General features: G+C 65.5%; 12 protein-coding genes and 1 tRNA gene. 7 read left to right on the forward strand and 6 right to left on the reverse strand.

The genetic code is table 11. The annotated features are described in order from the left end of the window. The first annotated feature begins 187 nt into the window (after nt 1-187). Nucleotides 188-1105, forward strand: a complete 918-nt coding sequence (gene yihG / locus AC1RHV_RS17455) for a 1-acylglycerol-3-phosphate O-acyltransferase, YihG family (protein ID WP_054452317.1) — start codon at nt 188-190, stop codon at nt 1103-1105. A 7-nt stretch (nt 1106-1112) separates the two neighbouring features. Here the strand turns inward: yihG and fahA are convergent, their stop codons facing one another. Together fahA and hmgA are read right to left on the reverse strand one after the other, a co-directional pair. Further along, nucleotides 1113-2429 carry a fumarylacetoacetase gene (gene fahA, locus AC1RHV_RS17460; RefSeq protein ID WP_175180606.1) on the reverse strand — a complete coding sequence of 439 codons (1317 nt, stop codon included), beginning with the start codon at nt 2427-2429 and terminating at the stop codon, nt 1113-1115. Nucleotides 2430-2553: 124 nt separating this feature from the next. After that, nucleotides 2554-3852 (reverse strand): homogentisate 1,2-dioxygenase, encoded by a 1299-nt coding sequence (gene hmgA / locus AC1RHV_RS17465; RefSeq protein ID WP_054451958.1) that lies wholly within the window; start codon nt 3850-3852, stop codon nt 2554-2556. A gap of 164 nt (nt 3853-4016) precedes the next feature. On the opposite strand from hmgA, the gene AC1RHV_RS17470 reads away from it, so the two are divergent. Further along, nucleotides 4017-4925 (forward strand): LysR family transcriptional regulator, encoded by a 909-nt coding sequence (locus AC1RHV_RS17470; RefSeq protein WP_054451957.1) that lies wholly within the window; start codon nt 4017-4019, stop codon nt 4923-4925. A gap of 6 nt (nt 4926-4931) precedes the next feature. Here AC1RHV_RS17470 and AC1RHV_RS17475 read toward each other — a convergent pair whose 3' ends face one another. The 4 genes from AC1RHV_RS17475 to mutM form a co-directional block, all read right to left on the reverse strand. Continuing rightward, the gene (locus tag AC1RHV_RS17475) at nt 4932-5126 is read right to left on the reverse strand and encodes a DUF2783 domain-containing protein (RefSeq protein ID WP_054451956.1); all 195 of its coding nucleotides are present in this window, start codon (nt 5124-5126) and stop codon (nt 4932-4934) included. 19 nt (nt 5127-5145) lie between these two features. Continuing rightward, nucleotides 5146-6816, reverse strand: a complete 1671-nt coding sequence (locus tag AC1RHV_RS17480) for an FAD-dependent oxidoreductase (protein ID WP_192329345.1) — start codon at nt 6814-6816, stop codon at nt 5146-5148. Between the two features lie 109 nt (nt 6817-6925). Then, on the reverse strand, nt 6926-7879 hold the full coding sequence (locus tag AC1RHV_RS17485; protein WP_119449627.1) for an MBL fold metallo-hydrolase: 954 nt from the start codon (nt 7877-7879) through the stop codon (nt 6926-6928). 139 nt (nt 7880-8018) lie between these two features. Continuing rightward, nucleotides 8019-8846 (reverse strand): bifunctional DNA-formamidopyrimidine glycosylase/DNA-(apurinic or apyrimidinic site) lyase, encoded by an 828-nt coding sequence (mutM, locus tag AC1RHV_RS17490; RefSeq protein ID WP_054451953.1) that lies wholly within the window; start codon nt 8844-8846, stop codon nt 8019-8021. On the opposite strand from mutM, the gene AC1RHV_RS17495 reads away from it, so the two are divergent. The 5 genes from AC1RHV_RS17495 (at nt 8845) to AC1RHV_RS17515 (ending at nt 13484) form a co-directional block, all read left to right on the forward strand. Beyond that, on the forward strand, nt 8845-10731 hold the full coding sequence (locus AC1RHV_RS17495; protein WP_054451952.1) for a tetratricopeptide repeat protein: 1887 nt from the start codon (nt 8845-8847) through the stop codon (nt 10729-10731). The two genes, mutM and AC1RHV_RS17495, sit on opposite strands and share 2 nt — an antisense overlap. A gap of 53 nt (nt 10732-10784) precedes the next feature. Continuing rightward, the gene (gene lolB, locus AC1RHV_RS17500) at nt 10785-11327 is read left to right on the forward strand and encodes a lipoprotein insertase outer membrane protein LolB (protein ID WP_119449635.1); all 543 of its coding nucleotides are present in this window, start codon (nt 10785-10787) and stop codon (nt 11325-11327) included. Between the two features lie 76 nt (nt 11328-11403). Further along, on the forward strand, nt 11404-12315 hold the full coding sequence (gene ispE, locus AC1RHV_RS17505; RefSeq protein WP_082400801.1) for a 4-(cytidine 5'-diphospho)-2-C-methyl-D-erythritol kinase: 912 nt from the start codon (nt 11404-11406) through the stop codon (nt 12313-12315). A gap of 1 nt (nt 12316) precedes the next feature. Next, nucleotides 12317-12393, forward strand: a tRNA-Gln gene (locus AC1RHV_RS17510). Between the two features lie 140 nt (nt 12394-12533). Further along, entirely contained in the window at nt 12534-13484 is a 951-nt protein-coding gene (locus AC1RHV_RS17515) for a ribose-phosphate pyrophosphokinase (RefSeq protein WP_006227587.1), read from the forward strand. The last annotated feature ends 96 nt before the right edge of the window (nt 13485-13580 follow it).

Here is a 13580-nt window from a genome sequence, read left to right on the forward strand (position 1 = left end):
GCCGTGGGTGGTGGCGCTGTGCGCTGTGCGCTGATCGTGGCTTGATTCTGCGCAAGTCGAGTTTTTGCTGAAGGTAGGAAACTGGCGCATGACTTTTCCTGAATCGTCTTCCGGGGCTGGCCGCGCTGCGCCTGCCCAATCAAACAAATCCAGTGCTCGCGCGCCTGCGCGCCGTCGCGTGTTGCCATTGCCGCGTGGACGTTTCGCCTGGGTGACGGGCGTTATCAGCACCGTCTGGCTGGCGCTCAACACGGTGTTCTGGTGCCTGCTGCTGTTCCCGCTGGCCTTGTTGAAGCTGCTGCTGCCATTCGCGGCGGTCAGGCGGGGTGTCGATCCCGTGCTCAACGGCATTGCCACGGCCTGGGTGTCCTGCAACGCCGGATGGCTGGCGCGGATCCAGGATGTGCCCTGGGATGTACAGGGCAATGACGGCCTGCGCTATGCGGACTGGTATCTGGTGAACTGCAATCACCAGTCCTGGGTGGATATCTTCGTGTTGCAGCAGTCGCTGAACCGGCGTATTCCGTTGCTGAAGTTCTTCCTGAAGCAGCAGCTGATCTATGTGCCGGTGATCGGGCTGGCGTGGTGGGCGCTGGATTTTCCGTTCATGAAGCGCCACGGCAAGGCGGCGTTGCGCCGCAATCCGGACTTGGGGCGGCAGGATCAGGAGACTGCGCGGCGGGCCTGCGCGAAGTTCTCGCTGGTGCCGACCAGCGTGATGGTATTTGCTGAAGGGACGCGTTTCAGTCCTGCCAAGCGCGATGCGCAAGGATCGCCGTATCGGCATCTGCTCAAGCCCAAGGCGGGTGGACTGGCGGTGGCGTTGAATGCGATGGGCAAGCGGTTTCGTTCGATGATAGACGTGACGATCGTCTATCCGGATGGTGCGCCCAGCTTCTGGGATCTGGCCTGCGGTCGTGCGGGGCAGGTGCTGGTGCGCATGCGGCAGTTGCCGGTGCCGCCGGAGTTTTGCGAAGGCAACTACTCCGGGGACAAGGCGTTCCGTACGACCTTTCACCACTGGCTGGGCCAGCAGTGGCAGGCCAAGGACGATGAGATCGAGGCGTTGACGGCGCCCGCCAGGGCGGGCGCCGGCGCGGACTAGGCGCGGATCAGGCGCGGGCGGGCAGCACGGTGCCGGAGCAGGCGCCGAAGCCGATGCGCGGATAGCCTGCCTTCACGCATTCGGCGCGGATGATGACCTGGTCGCCGTCCTGCAGGAAGGTGCGCTTTTCGCCCCAAGGCAGGTCGATGGGGTTCTTGCCGCCGTTGCACAGTTCCAGCAGCGAGCCGGCTTCCGAGGGTTGCGGGCCGGACAGGGTGCCGGTGCCCAGCATGTCGCCGGGTTGCAGGTTGCAGCCGTTGACGGTGTGGTGGGTGATCAGCTGCGCCACGTTCCAGTAGGCATCGCGGAAGTTGCTGCGCGACAGGAAGGCCGGCGGCTGCTTGTCGGCGCGCGATTTTTCGGTGGTCAGCAGGACTTCCATCTGTACGTCGAAGGCGCCCTTGGCGCGGTTCGCATCGGATGCCAGGTAGGGCAGGGGCTGCGGTTCGGACGGGCCGCGCATCCACTGCGTGCGGAACGGTTCCAGCGCTTCCATGGTGACGACCCAGGGCGAGATCGTGGAGGCGAAGTTCTTGGCCAGGAAGGGGCCCAGGGGCTGGTATTCCCAGGCCTGGATGTCGCGCGCCGACCAGTCGTTCAGGATGCACAGGCCGAACACGTGCGATTCGGCGTCGGCCAGGGGGATGCGGTCGCCCTGGGCGTTGCCGGTGCCGACGAAGATGCCCAGTTCCAGTTCGTAGTCCAGGCGGGCGCAGGGGCCGAACTGCGGCGCTTCGCCTTCATTGGCGGGACGGGTCTGGCCGACGGGGCGGGGGAACTTCTGGTCCACGCCGATGCTGGAGGCGCGGCCGTGGTAGCCGATGGGCACCCACTTGTAGTTCGGCAACAGGGGATTGTCGGGGCGGAATTGCTTGCCCACGGCGGTGGCGTGGTGCACCGAGATGTAGAAGTCGGTGTAGTCGCCGATGCGGGCGGGCGTGGTGTATTCGGCGTCGGCTTGCGCGACGAGCAGGGGCTCGACCGTGCCGCGCAGGGCAGCGCCTTCGCGCAGTGCGCGCGACAGCGCCAGGCGCAGGGCGCTCCAGTGGGCCTGGCCCAGGGCCATCAGGTCGTTCAGGCTGTCCGTGGCGCACGCGGCCAGGGCTTCCGCTGCCAGGCCCTCGAAGGGCTGTTTGGCGGCCAGCGCGGCCAGGTCCAGGATCTGGTCGCCGATGGCCACGCCGGGGCGGAACGACTCCGTCGAACCCTTGCGGCGGAAGGTGGCATAGGGCAGGTTCTGCACCGGGAAATCCGACTCGCCGGTGTTGGCGCTGGCGATCCAGCTCTTCAGGGACGGGTCGTGGGTTTCGTTGATGGTGGTCATGGCTGCGTGTCTCTTTCAGTGTGGTTATGCGGTGGCCGGGCGTCAGGCGCCGGAAATTACAAATGCCAAGCGGCGATGAGCTTGCGCTCATCGCCGCGGGCGTGGATGGCAGAAGGCCTGCGCGTCACGCCTTGCTGGGGTCGAAATGCTTGGCGATGCCCTGCCAGCACCGGTAGTAGTCGCCTTGCAATTCTACCGAGGCCAGCGCCTGCTCCGTGGGGCGGATGACGCGCCGCGTCTCGAACATGAAGGCCATCGTATCGCGGATGTAGTGGGCCTTGCTGGTATCGGCGTGCGAGGCCTTTTCGAAAGTCTCGGCGTCGGGGCCGTGGCCGCTCATGCAGTTGTGCAGGCTGGCGCCGCCCGGCGCGAAACCGTCGGCCTTGGCGTCGTAGACGCCCTGGATCAGACCCATGAATTCGCTGGCGATGTTGCGGTGGAACCAGGGCGGACGGAAGGTGTTCTCCATGGCCAGGATGCGCGGCGGGAAGATCGCGAAATCCATGTTGGCCGTTCCCGGGGTGTCCGACGGCGCGGTCAGCACCGTGAAGATCGAGGGATCCGGATGGTCGTAGCTGATGGAGCCGACGGTGTTGAAGTTGCGCAGGTCGTACTTGTACGGCGCATGCGTGCCGTGCCAGGCCACCACGTTCAACGGCGAATGGTCGATGGAAGCGCGCCAGAAGCCGCCCGTGAACTTGGCGATGAGTTCGAAGTCGCCTTCGAGGTCTTCGTACCAGGCCACCGGGGTCTTGAAGTCGCGGGCATTGGCCAGGCAGTTCGAGCCGATGGGGCCCAGCTCCGGCAGGCGCATGGCCGCGCCGAAGTTTTCCAGCATGTAGCCGCGCGCGTTGCCGTCCAGCAGTTCAACGCGGAAGCGCACACCGCGCGGGATGACGGCGATTTCCAGCGGTTCCAGGTCGATCAGGCCCAGCTCCGTGGCCAGGCGCAGGCGGCCTTCCTGCGGCACCAGCAGCAGTTCGCCGTCGGCGTTGTAGAAGTAGCGCCCTTGCATCGAACGGTTGGCCGCATACAGGTGGATGCCTACGCCGCTGAGTTCGTCGGGGCCGCCGTTGCCGCCCCAGGTCTTCACGCCTTCCAGGAAGTCGGTGGGGGCGGCGGGGATGGGCAACGGGCTCCAGCGCAACTGATTGGGCGTGACGGGACCTTGGCCGAAGGTGCTTTGCCAGCCGGCGGCGCCGTCAAAGGCCTCGAACGGCTTGTGCTGCGCGCCGGGACGGATGCGGTAGAGCCAGGAGCGGCGGTTTTCGCTGCGCGGCGCGGTGAAGGCGGTGCCGGACAACTGCTCGGCGTACAGGCCGTAGGGGCATTGCTGCGGCGAGTTGCGGCCCAGCGGCAGCGCGCCGGGCAGGGCTTCGGTAGCGCAACTGTTGCCGAAGCCGGTCTGGTATTGCAGTTCCATGGATTCCTCCTGAGCGGCGGCGCGGTGCTTGGCCGCGCGGCCTGGTGCGGGTGGCTCGTGCGGAAGGTTTCCGGAGCCCATATGGCATTGTCGGAAAAAATCCCCGCTACGGCTATGGGAATGCAAAAATAGAGACTATAAATTTTGTGAATAGTAGGGGACGTATGGCCGAGCTGCGCGATGTCGATCTGAATCTGCTGCTGTTGTTCCAGCATCTGCTGGAGGACCGCAATCTGTCGGCCGTGGCGCGGCGCATGGACCTGTCGCAACCCGCGGTCAGCAACGCGCTGCGCCGCCTGCGCGAAGCATTCGGCGACGATCTGTTCGTGCGCACGGCGCAGGGCATGCTGCCCACGCCGCGCGCGCAGCGCCTGGCGGGCCCAGTCAGCGAGGCGTTGACCATGTTGTCGCAGGCCCTGAAAGACCAGGACGTCTTCGATGCCGCCACCAGCACCCGCCGCTTCCGGGTGGCGATGACGGACGTGGGCGAGATCCACTTCATGCCGCGCCTGATGGAAGTCTGCGTGCAGGTGGCGCCGCAGGTGCGCATCGATTCGGTGCGGGTGCAGGGACCGGATCTGCCGCGGGAAATGGAGGCGGGGCGGGTGGATCTGGCGATCGGCGCATTCGATGAAATGGGGGCGGGTACGCTACAGCGCATGCTGTTCCGCCAGGGCTATGCGACCCTGTTCCGGCAGGCGCATCCGACGGCGCACGCCGGCATGAGCCTCAAGGCCTTCCGGGCCGAGCGCCACCTCATCGTGTCGCGCGCGGCGCCCTACGGGCAGGTCAACCAGTCCATGGAACGCGCCGGCGTCGATCTGGCCGAGCATTTCAGCGTGCCGCATTTTTCGGCCGTGCCCTACATCGTCAGCGCGACCGACCTGCTGGCCACCGTGCCCGAAAAACTTGCCGCCAGCGCCGCGCCGCCATTCGGCCTGCGCTACATGACGCCGCCGATAAGAGTGCCGGCGCTGCAGACCAACATGTACTGGCAGCGCCGGGTGGACCGCGACAGCGGCAACCAGTGGCTGCGCGCGTTGATCGTCAATGCGTTCGCGGTCGGGGCGTGAAGGGAACTACGGCGCCACGGACGCCCGCGCTTGCCGCAGCGCCTCGCGCAGCACTTCCATGTCGCCCAGGTGGTTGGCCAGCAACAGGATCAGCGCCGCGTTGAGCTCCTGGCTTTGCTCGTTGGTGAGGTCGCGGTGGGTCTCGATCAGCGCTTCGTAGAAGTCGTCAGGCGAGACCAGGTTGGTTTCGGTAATCAGCATGATGGAGTGATCTCGAAGTTCAGGCCCGGCCCGTGGCGCGGCTGACGGCCGCGGTGACGGCGCCGGCGTCGAAGGCGCGCCAGCGGGCGGTAATGTGCTGGTCGGGGCGGATCAGGTAGGCCGTGCCGGCTTGCGCGTCATAGCGCTTGCCCAGGCAGCCTTCGCGGTCCGTGACGGACGCCAGCTCCTTGGGCAGCGCGGACAGATCGCATTGCGGGCTGGCGACCAGCACGGCCTTGACCGGCACAGGCGCCATGCGCAGCGCCTGGAGGGCAAGCAGCGTGTTGCGGTCGGGCAGGGCGTCGCCACAGAAGAACGCCAGCACGAATTCACCGTCCAATTGCGCCAGCCACCAATCTTGCGCGTTCACGGGCGCGTCCAGCGCCACCGCGCCCGGCACCATGCGGCCGCTGAAGGCGTCGGTGTCCGGCGTGTTCAGCGGCGAACCGGTGTAGGTCGCGGGCAGCGACAGGCGGCCGCTGTTGACCAGCGAGCGCGCAAACGGATGGGTCTTGGCCAGGTTCAGCACCGCGTTGCGGAAATTGCGGCTGATGTCGCTCTTGGGCGTGATGAAGTCGGTGGCGCGCGATGAATTCAGGATGTTCTCGTCGGCGGCGTATTCGCGTTCGACGGCGTAGCTGTCGATCAGTGTCTCGGGCGCCTGGCCGGCCAGCACCAGCTTCAGTTTCCAGGCCAGGTTCTCCGCGTCCTGCACGCCGCTGTTGGCGCCGCGGGCGCCGAACGGCGATACGCGGTGCGCGGAGTCGCCGGCGAAGACGACACGGCCGTGGCGGAACTTGTCCATGCGTTCGCACGCGAAGGTATAGACGCTGACCCATTCCAGCTCGAAGCGCGCGTCGGGGCCCAGCAGTGCGCGGATGCGCGGCAGCACGTTTTCAGGCTTGACGGCCTCGACCGGGTCGGCGTTCCAGCCCAGCTGGAAGTCGATGCGCCAGACATTGTCGGGCTGGCGGTGCAAGAGCACGGACTGGTTGGGATGGAAGGGCGGGTCGAACCAGAACCAGCGCTCGGTCGGGAAGTCCGCCTGCATCTTGACGTCGGCGATGAGGAAGCGGTCGCGGAAGATGCGGCCGTGGCTTTCCTGGCCGATCAGCTTGCGCACCGGCGAACGCGCGCCGTCGCAGGCGATCAGCCAGTCGGCATGCAGGGCATACGCGCCGTCCGGGGTTTCCACGTTCAGGACCACGCCGTCATCGCGCTGCTCCAGGCCGACAACTTTGTTCTTCCAGCGCAGATCGATGTTGGGTTCCTGGCGCGCCTGCTCGTACAGATAGCCTTCGGCGTAGTACTGCTGCAGGTTGATGAAGGCCGGGCGGCGATGGCCGGGTTCGGGCAGCAGGTCGAACCGCCAGACTTCCTGCTCACGGAAGAAGACCTTGCCCACGTTCCAGGACACGCCCTTGTCGATCATGCGTTGACCCACGCCCAGGCGGTCCCAGATCTCCAGCGTGCGCTTGGAGAAACAGATGGCGCGGGAGCCGGTCGACAGGCGGAAGTCGTCGTCCAGCACCACCACGCGCACGCCCTGGCGCGCCAGGTCCAGCGCCGTGGTCAGACCGACCGGGCCGGCTCCCACCACCACCACCTGATGGCGCGCCAGCTCGCTGGCGGCCTGGTCGGCGTGTTTTTCATAGGCGAATTCCATCGCCTGAAAGTCGATGTCTCCCACGGTTGTCTCCTGTGTGGGTCATATTGTTTTTATGTCACGAAGCCGCGCGCCGCCTTGCGGCGCGCGATTCCGGTTGGTGCTCGGATGGGCCATTGGCGGCCCGCCGGGATCAGCCTTCCAGCTGCGCCCACATCTCCAGATCGCGCTTGTCGGTCCAGATGCGCGGGTGGGTGTAGCCGGTGGCCTCGTCATAGGCGCGCGACACGTCGAACGGCATGCAGTGGTCGAAGATTACCCAGTCGCTGTAGCGCGGCTTCATGAAGTCGTAGACCTCGCGGTAGATGGTCTTCAGGTCCTTGCCCTCGGCCACGCCGCGGTTCACCGCGCCGTACAGGTCGGTCAGGAAGGCGCGCGTGCCGGCCAGGCCCTGGCGGACTTCGGTGGCGTTCTTCAGCGCGGGGCCGCGGCCCGGGACCATTTTCTCGGCTTCGAAGCCAGACAGCGCGTCCAGCGTGCTGGGCCAGTCGCGGAAGTAGGCGTCGCCGCAGTAGGGGGTGGACTGGTATTCGACCAGGTCGCCAGCGAACAGGATCTTCTGCTCGGGCAACCAGGCGATGGTGTCGCCCTTGGTGTGGCCGCGGCCCACTTGCAGCAGCTTGACTTCCAGGTTGCCCAGGTTGACCGTCATTTCGCCCTTGAACGTCATCGTCGGCCAGACCAGGCCCGGCGGAATCGATTCGGCATTGCGGAACAGGCGGGGGAAGCGGCCGATTTCGCTGGCCTTGTCCTGTTCGCCGCGTTCGGCGATCAGGTCGTAGGTGTCGCGGCTGGCCAGGATTTCCTGGGCGTTGTAGGCCGACGCGCCGAACACGCGCACGGCGTGGTAATGCGACAGCAGGATGTACTTGATGGGCTTGTCCGTGACTTCGCGGATGCGGCGGATCACGTCCTGTGCCATGACAGGGGTGGCCTGGGTGTCGACCACCATGACGGCCTCGTCGCCGATGATCACGCCCGTGTTGGGATCGCCTTCGGCCGTGTAGGCATAGGCGTTGTCGGACAGTTTTTCGAACGAGACGACCTTGTCGTCCAGGTCGGCGTGCGAGGCGAATTGCTTGCTCATGGAGGCTCCTTCCACTTTTATAGGAATAGGGTGTGTGGAAGGAATATAGCTTGACGTTAGTTTTCGTGCAATACGTTTGCTATAGACAAATGGTCTTGTTTTTACAGGGATTTCCCGTGGATTTCCGGGGCGGCAGCGGTCAATTCCTTTGGCATTTCGGGCAATAGTAGGTGGCGCGCTGGCCTTGGACGATGCGCCGTATCGGGGTGGCGCAGACGCGGCAGGGCAGACCCTCGCGTTCGTAGACGGCGGCGTGGATCTCGAAGTAGGCGCCTGGTTCGCCGGTGGCTCCGACGTAGTCCCGCAGTGTGCTGCCGCCGGAGGTCAGGGCATCGGCCAGGGTGGCGCGCACCATGTCGGCCAGGCGCTCGCAGCGGGCGGGCGACAGTTTGTTGGCTGGCGTCTTGGGATTGATTCGGGCGCGGAACAGGCTTTCCGACGCATAGATATTGCCCACGCCCACCACCGCCATGCCGGCCAGCAGCACCTGCTTGATGGCGGCGCTGTGGTTCTTGAAATGGCGGTGCAGCCAGGCGCCGTCGAACCGTGGATCGAAGGGTTCGATGCCCAGCTTGGCCAGCAGGGGGTGGGCTTCGATGGGGCCGTCGGATTCGGGGTGCCACAGCACCGCGCCAAAGCGCCGCGGGTCATGCAGGCGCAGCACGGCCTGTTCGAAGATCCATTCGACATGGTCGTGCTTGCGCAGGAATTCACCAGGCGCGACGCTGCGCAGCGACCCCGACATGCCCAGATGCACGATCTGGGTGCCGTGTTCGAATCGCAGCAGCAGGTACTTGCCGCGGCGCGCGCATTCCAGCACGGCGCGGCCAGCGACCAGCGACGGCAGATCCTGCGGGATCGGCCAGCGCATGCGGGATTCGTGGATGACCAGGCGCGTGAGCGTCCGGCCGGTGATGACGGCGTCGATTCCCCGACGCGTGGTTTCGACTTCAGGCAGTTCCGGCATGAGCCAGTGTAAGATCATTAATTGCGTGTACGAAGATTGTGCCATCAACCGGACGGGCCGCGTGAAGTCGTCTTTCAAACCTATAAACATCGGGATCGCCGCGCTAGCGCTTGCGCTGGCAGCAATACTGACCCCGCCGGCCCAGGCCGCCGACAGCCGGACGCGCGATGCGACCGGGCCCAGGATGGCGCCCCAGAGCCGCCACCCTGAAACCGAAGTCATACGGCTGCGCCCCGGGCAGTTGCCCTATGTCTCGCTGACCGCGGACATTTTTTATCGCGTGCTCGCCTCCGAGATCGCCGCGCAGCGCGGCATGTACGGTTCCGCGGCTACCACCATGCTGGGCCTGGCGCGGGATACCGGCGATCCACGCCTGGCTCGCCGCGCCCTCGAATTCCAACTGGCCGGCGGCAACCTGCCCGGCGCCCTGGACGCCGCGCGGGTCTGGGCGCGCCTGTCTCCCAACGACGTCGAGGCCAGTTCCACCGAGCTGGCGCTGGCCGCCGCCAACGGCCAGACCAAGGGCCTGTCGCAGGCCCTGCGCAACCGCATCGATTCCTCGCGCGACAAGCCGGCCGCCATCGGCCAGGCCCTGGCCGTGCTGAGCCGCCTGAACGACCGCCGCCTGGCCCTGCGCATCCTCGACGAATCCCTGAGCGACAGCGTGCGCAAGCTGCCGGCAGCGCACCTGGCGCTGGCTGACGTGGCTTCCGCCTCGGGCGACTACACCCGTGCCGCGCAGGAGTCGCGCGCGGCCCTGGCGGCGGATCCCAAGTCGGAACCCGCGGCCCTGCGCGTGCTGGAATACGGCTACAAAGTGGACCCGCAGCGCGCGCAGACCGAGGCGCGCGCCTATATCGCCCGCAATCCCAACGCCCGCAAGGTGCGCCTGATGCTGGCCGGCCAGTTGGCCGACAGCGGCGACTACAACGGCGCGCTGGCTGAATTGCAGGCCATGTCGCGCCGTTCGCCGGAAGATTTCGACCTTCTGTTCATGCAGGCGCAACTGGCCTACAAGGCCGGGCAATTGCCGCAGGCCAAGAGCCTGTTGCAACAGTATCTGGACGTGCAGCAGCAACGCCAGCGCGCGACCGTCCCGGGCGCAACCGATGCCGGCGCCGCCGCGGCCGACGCCCATGTCTTGCTGGCCCGTATCGCCGAAGACCAGGGCCATTACGACGACGCCATTGCTGAACTGGGCCGTATCGACGATCCGACGCTGCGCTACTCGGTGCGCATGCGCCAGGCCGCCTTGCGCGCCAAGAGCGGTCGCATTGACGACGCGCTGGCCATGATCGACGCCGCCGGCCCGCAGGACGAGGAAGAGCGTACGCTGGGCGTATTGACCAAGGCCCAAATCCTGCGCGACGCCGACCGCGTGCAGCAGGCGGTGTCGGTATTGGAAGCGGCCGATCAGGCGCTGCCCGACACGGTCGAGATCAAGTACGAACTGGCCATGCTGTACGAACGCCAGAACCGTCTGGCCGACCTCGAACGCATGCTGCGCCAGGTCATCGCGCTGGACCCTGATCATGCGCATGCCTACAACGCGCTGGGCTACACGCTGGCCGATCACAACCAGCGCCTGCCCGAGGCCCTGGATCTGATCACGCAAGCGCTGGAGCTCGCGCCCAACGATCCGTTCATCCTCGACAGCATGGGCTGGGTCAAGTACCGCATGGGCGATTCCGCAGCTGCCGCCGACTACCTGCGGCGCGCCTACAGCGTGCGTCCGGAAGCAGATATCGCAGCCCACCTGGCCGAGGTTCTCTGGACCCAGGGCAAGCGCGACCAGGCCGTCGAGTTGCTGCGCGCCGCGGTGGCCAAGGATCCCAAGAACAAGACTGTTCAGGACGTGGCCAAGCGCCTGGGGATCAGCCTGTGACCGCAGTGTTTCAACGTGCGCTCGGCGCCGCCGCGCCGCTGCGCTGGTTCCTGATGGCAATGCTGGCGGCGACGCTGGCGGCCTGCACCACGCCCAAACCGATCGAAGGCGCCAGCGCCGACGCGTTTTCGCGCATCGGCCGCTTCGCCATTACCGTCAACGAGGAAAGCGGCAAGCAGAACGCCGTGCAGGGCGGCTTCTCGTGGTCGGACGATGGCCGCCAGTATGTGCTGGACCTGACCAACCCGCTGGGTTCGACCGAGGCTCGGGTGGAAGGACGGCCCGGCGCGGCCAGCCTGACCAAGGCCGACGGCACCCGCCTGGTCGCCGACAATCCCGATGCCCTGGCCGCGGAAGCGCTGGGCAGCAGCATGCCCGTGTCCGGGCTGCGTGACTGGCTGCGGGGCAAGCTGGCGGCCACGCCCGAAGCGACCGAAGTGTCGCGCGACGAACTGGGTCGCCTGGCGGCTTTTGAGCAGGGCGGCTGGCGCGCGCGGCTCTCACGTTACGACACGCTAGGTCCCCAATTGCTGGTGTTGGAACGCCAGGAGCCGGGCCGGCGCATCATGCTGCGTCTGGTCGTCAATCAGCCTTGAATGGCGGGCCGTCTTGGCCCGGAATCAGCGGTCGCCCGGTAAAATCGGGTGACCGCTTTTTTTTGTTTGTTCAGCCGTGACTCTCTACGACGTACCCGCTCCCGCCAAGCTCAATCTGTTCCTGCACGTCGTAGGCCGGCGCGCCGACGGCTATCACCTGCTGCAAACCGCCTTCCGCTTTATCGACCTGTGCGACACCTTGCATTTCGATGTGCGCGCCGACGGCGTCATCAGCCGCGCCACGGAGCTGCCTGGCGTGCCCGAAGAGCAGGACCTGACCCTGCGCGCGGCGCATGCGCTGCAGCGGGCCACGGGTACGAAGCAGGGCGTGCAGATCGGCCTGGAAAAGCGCATCCCGCAAGGCGGCGGCCTGGGCGGCGGCTCCAGCGATGCGGCATCGGTGCTGATCGCGCTGAACAAGTTGTGGAATACCGGGCTGTCGCGGCGCGAACTCATGGAGCTGGCCTTGCCTCTGGGCGCCGATGTGCCCGTGTTTGTCTTCGGTCAATCCGCATTCGCCCAGGGTGTAGGCGAAGACCTGACGGCGGTGACGCTGCCGGATCGTGCATATCTGGTGGCGCAACCGGACGCCAGCGTGCCCACGCCACAAATATTTTCCGCACCTGATTTGACAAGAGATTCTTCTTCCATCACAATAGCGGTCTTTCTTGCTTCGCCTACTTCCCGCTTCGGCAGGAATGATTTGGAGCCGGTGGTCTACCGCCTTTACCCAGAAGTACTTGGGGCATCGCGGTGGCTTGCTGAGCAGGAGGTCCTTCGTGGAACTCCAGTTCGCATGTCGGGATCTGGTGCGTGTTTATTCGCCGAATTTTCCGAACTCTCCGAAGCCGTTTTGGCAGAAGCAGAAATATCCGCTATAATGCGCGGCGCTGATAAAACATTCAGCCAAACGCATCCACGGTTTCGGTTAGTGCAGGCATGTACTGGGTTAGCTGAACATCCGTTGCGGAATTGGATTGCAAGATAGTTGGGGAGTCGCCAAGCTGGTTAAGGCACCGGATTTTGATTCCGGCATGCGAAGGTTCGAATCCTTCCTCCCCAGCCAACCGAATACATAAAAAAGCTGTTGAACACGCCTGTAAGACACTGGCCCGGGTTCAGCAGCTTTTTTATTTTCCGGGTCCGCTGGTGCATTACCTCGCATCATCTCGTTAGTGTCTTAAAACGACCATCGCATCATCCATCATGGCAAACGATAGCTTCATGATTTTCACGGGCACCGCCAATACTCGGCTGGCCGTGGACGTAGTCAACCACCTCGATATGTCCCTGGGCAAGATGACCGTCGGTCGCTTCTCGGACGGCGAAGTGATGGTCGAGATCAACGAGAATGTGCGCGGCAAGGACGTCTTCGTCCTGCAGCCCACCTGTGCCCCCACCAACGACAACCTGATGGAAATCATGGTGATGGTCGATGCCTTGCGCCGCGCTTCCGCTGGCCGCATCACCGCCGCCATTCCCTATTTCGGCTATGCCCGCCAGGACCGCCGCCCGCGCTCGGCGCGCGTGGCCATCTCGGCGAAGGTCGTGGCCAACATGCTGCAAGTGGCTGGCGTCGACCGCGTCCTGACGATGGACCTGCACGCCGACCAGATCCAGGGTTTCTTCGATATCCCCGTGGACAACATCTACGCGGGTCCGATCCTGCTGGGCGACATCTGGCGCCGCAATTTCTCGAACCTGGTCGTCGTGTCCCCGGACATCGGCGGCGTGGTGCGGGCCCGCGCGCTGGCCAAACAGCTGGAAGCCGATCTGGCCATCATCGACAAGCGCCGTCCGCGCGCCAACGTGTCGGAAGTGATGAACATCATCGGTGAAGTCGACGGCCGCACCTGCATCATCATGGACGACATGGTCGACACCGCCGGCACGCTGTGCAAGGCGGCCCAGGCCCTGAAGGACCGCGGCGCCGGCGCCGTTTACGCCTATTGCACGCACCCCGTGCTGTCGGGCGGCGCCATCGACCGCATCGAAGCGTCGGAACTGGACGAACTGGTCGTCACCGACACCATTCCGCTCTCCGAGCAAGGCCAGGCCAGCGGCAAGATCCGCCAGCTGTCGTGCGCCGCGCTGCTGGGCGAGACCATCCTGCGTATCTCGAACGCGGAATCGGTCAGCTCGCTGTTCGTCGATTAAGACGTAGCGGCCCTCGGACGGGTAGTCCGGATACAGAGTTTTGCGCCTTGCTGGTCGCGGCAAGGCGCAACAAACACGGCGCGCATTTCGCGTGCC

Source organism: Achromobacter sp. GW823-FHT04E03 (assembly GCF_058796095.1).

Coding starts and splice junctions, on each gene's coding strand:
- AC1RHV_RS17495 (WP_054451952.1), top strand. CDS start 8,845: ATGAGCCAGTGTAAGATCATTAATTGCGTGTACGAAGATTGTGCCATC.
- AC1RHV_RS17485 (WP_119449627.1), bottom strand. CDS start 7,879: ATGAGCAAGCAATTCGCCTCGCACGCCGACCTGGACGACAAGGTCGTC.
- fahA (WP_175180606.1), bottom strand. CDS start 2,429: ATGACCACCATCAACGAAACCCACGACCCGTCCCTGAAGAGCTGGATC.
- AC1RHV_RS17470 (WP_054451957.1), top strand. CDS start 4,017: ATGGCCGAGCTGCGCGATGTCGATCTGAATCTGCTGCTGTTGTTCCAG.
- lolB (WP_119449635.1), top strand. CDS start 10,785: ATGGCAATGCTGGCGGCGACGCTGGCGGCCTGCACCACGCCCAAACCG.
- mutM (WP_054451953.1), bottom strand. CDS start 8,846: ATGCCGGAACTGCCTGAAGTCGAAACCACGCGTCGGGGAATCGACGCC.
- AC1RHV_RS17475 (WP_054451956.1), bottom strand. CDS start 5,126: ATGCTGATTACCGAAACCAACCTGGTCTCGCCTGACGACTTCTACGAA.
- AC1RHV_RS17515 (WP_006227587.1), top strand. CDS start 12,534: ATGGCAAACGATAGCTTCATGATTTTCACGGGCACCGCCAATACTCGG.
- hmgA (WP_054451958.1), bottom strand. CDS start 3,852: ATGGAACTGCAATACCAGACCGGCTTCGGCAACAGTTGCGCTACCGAA.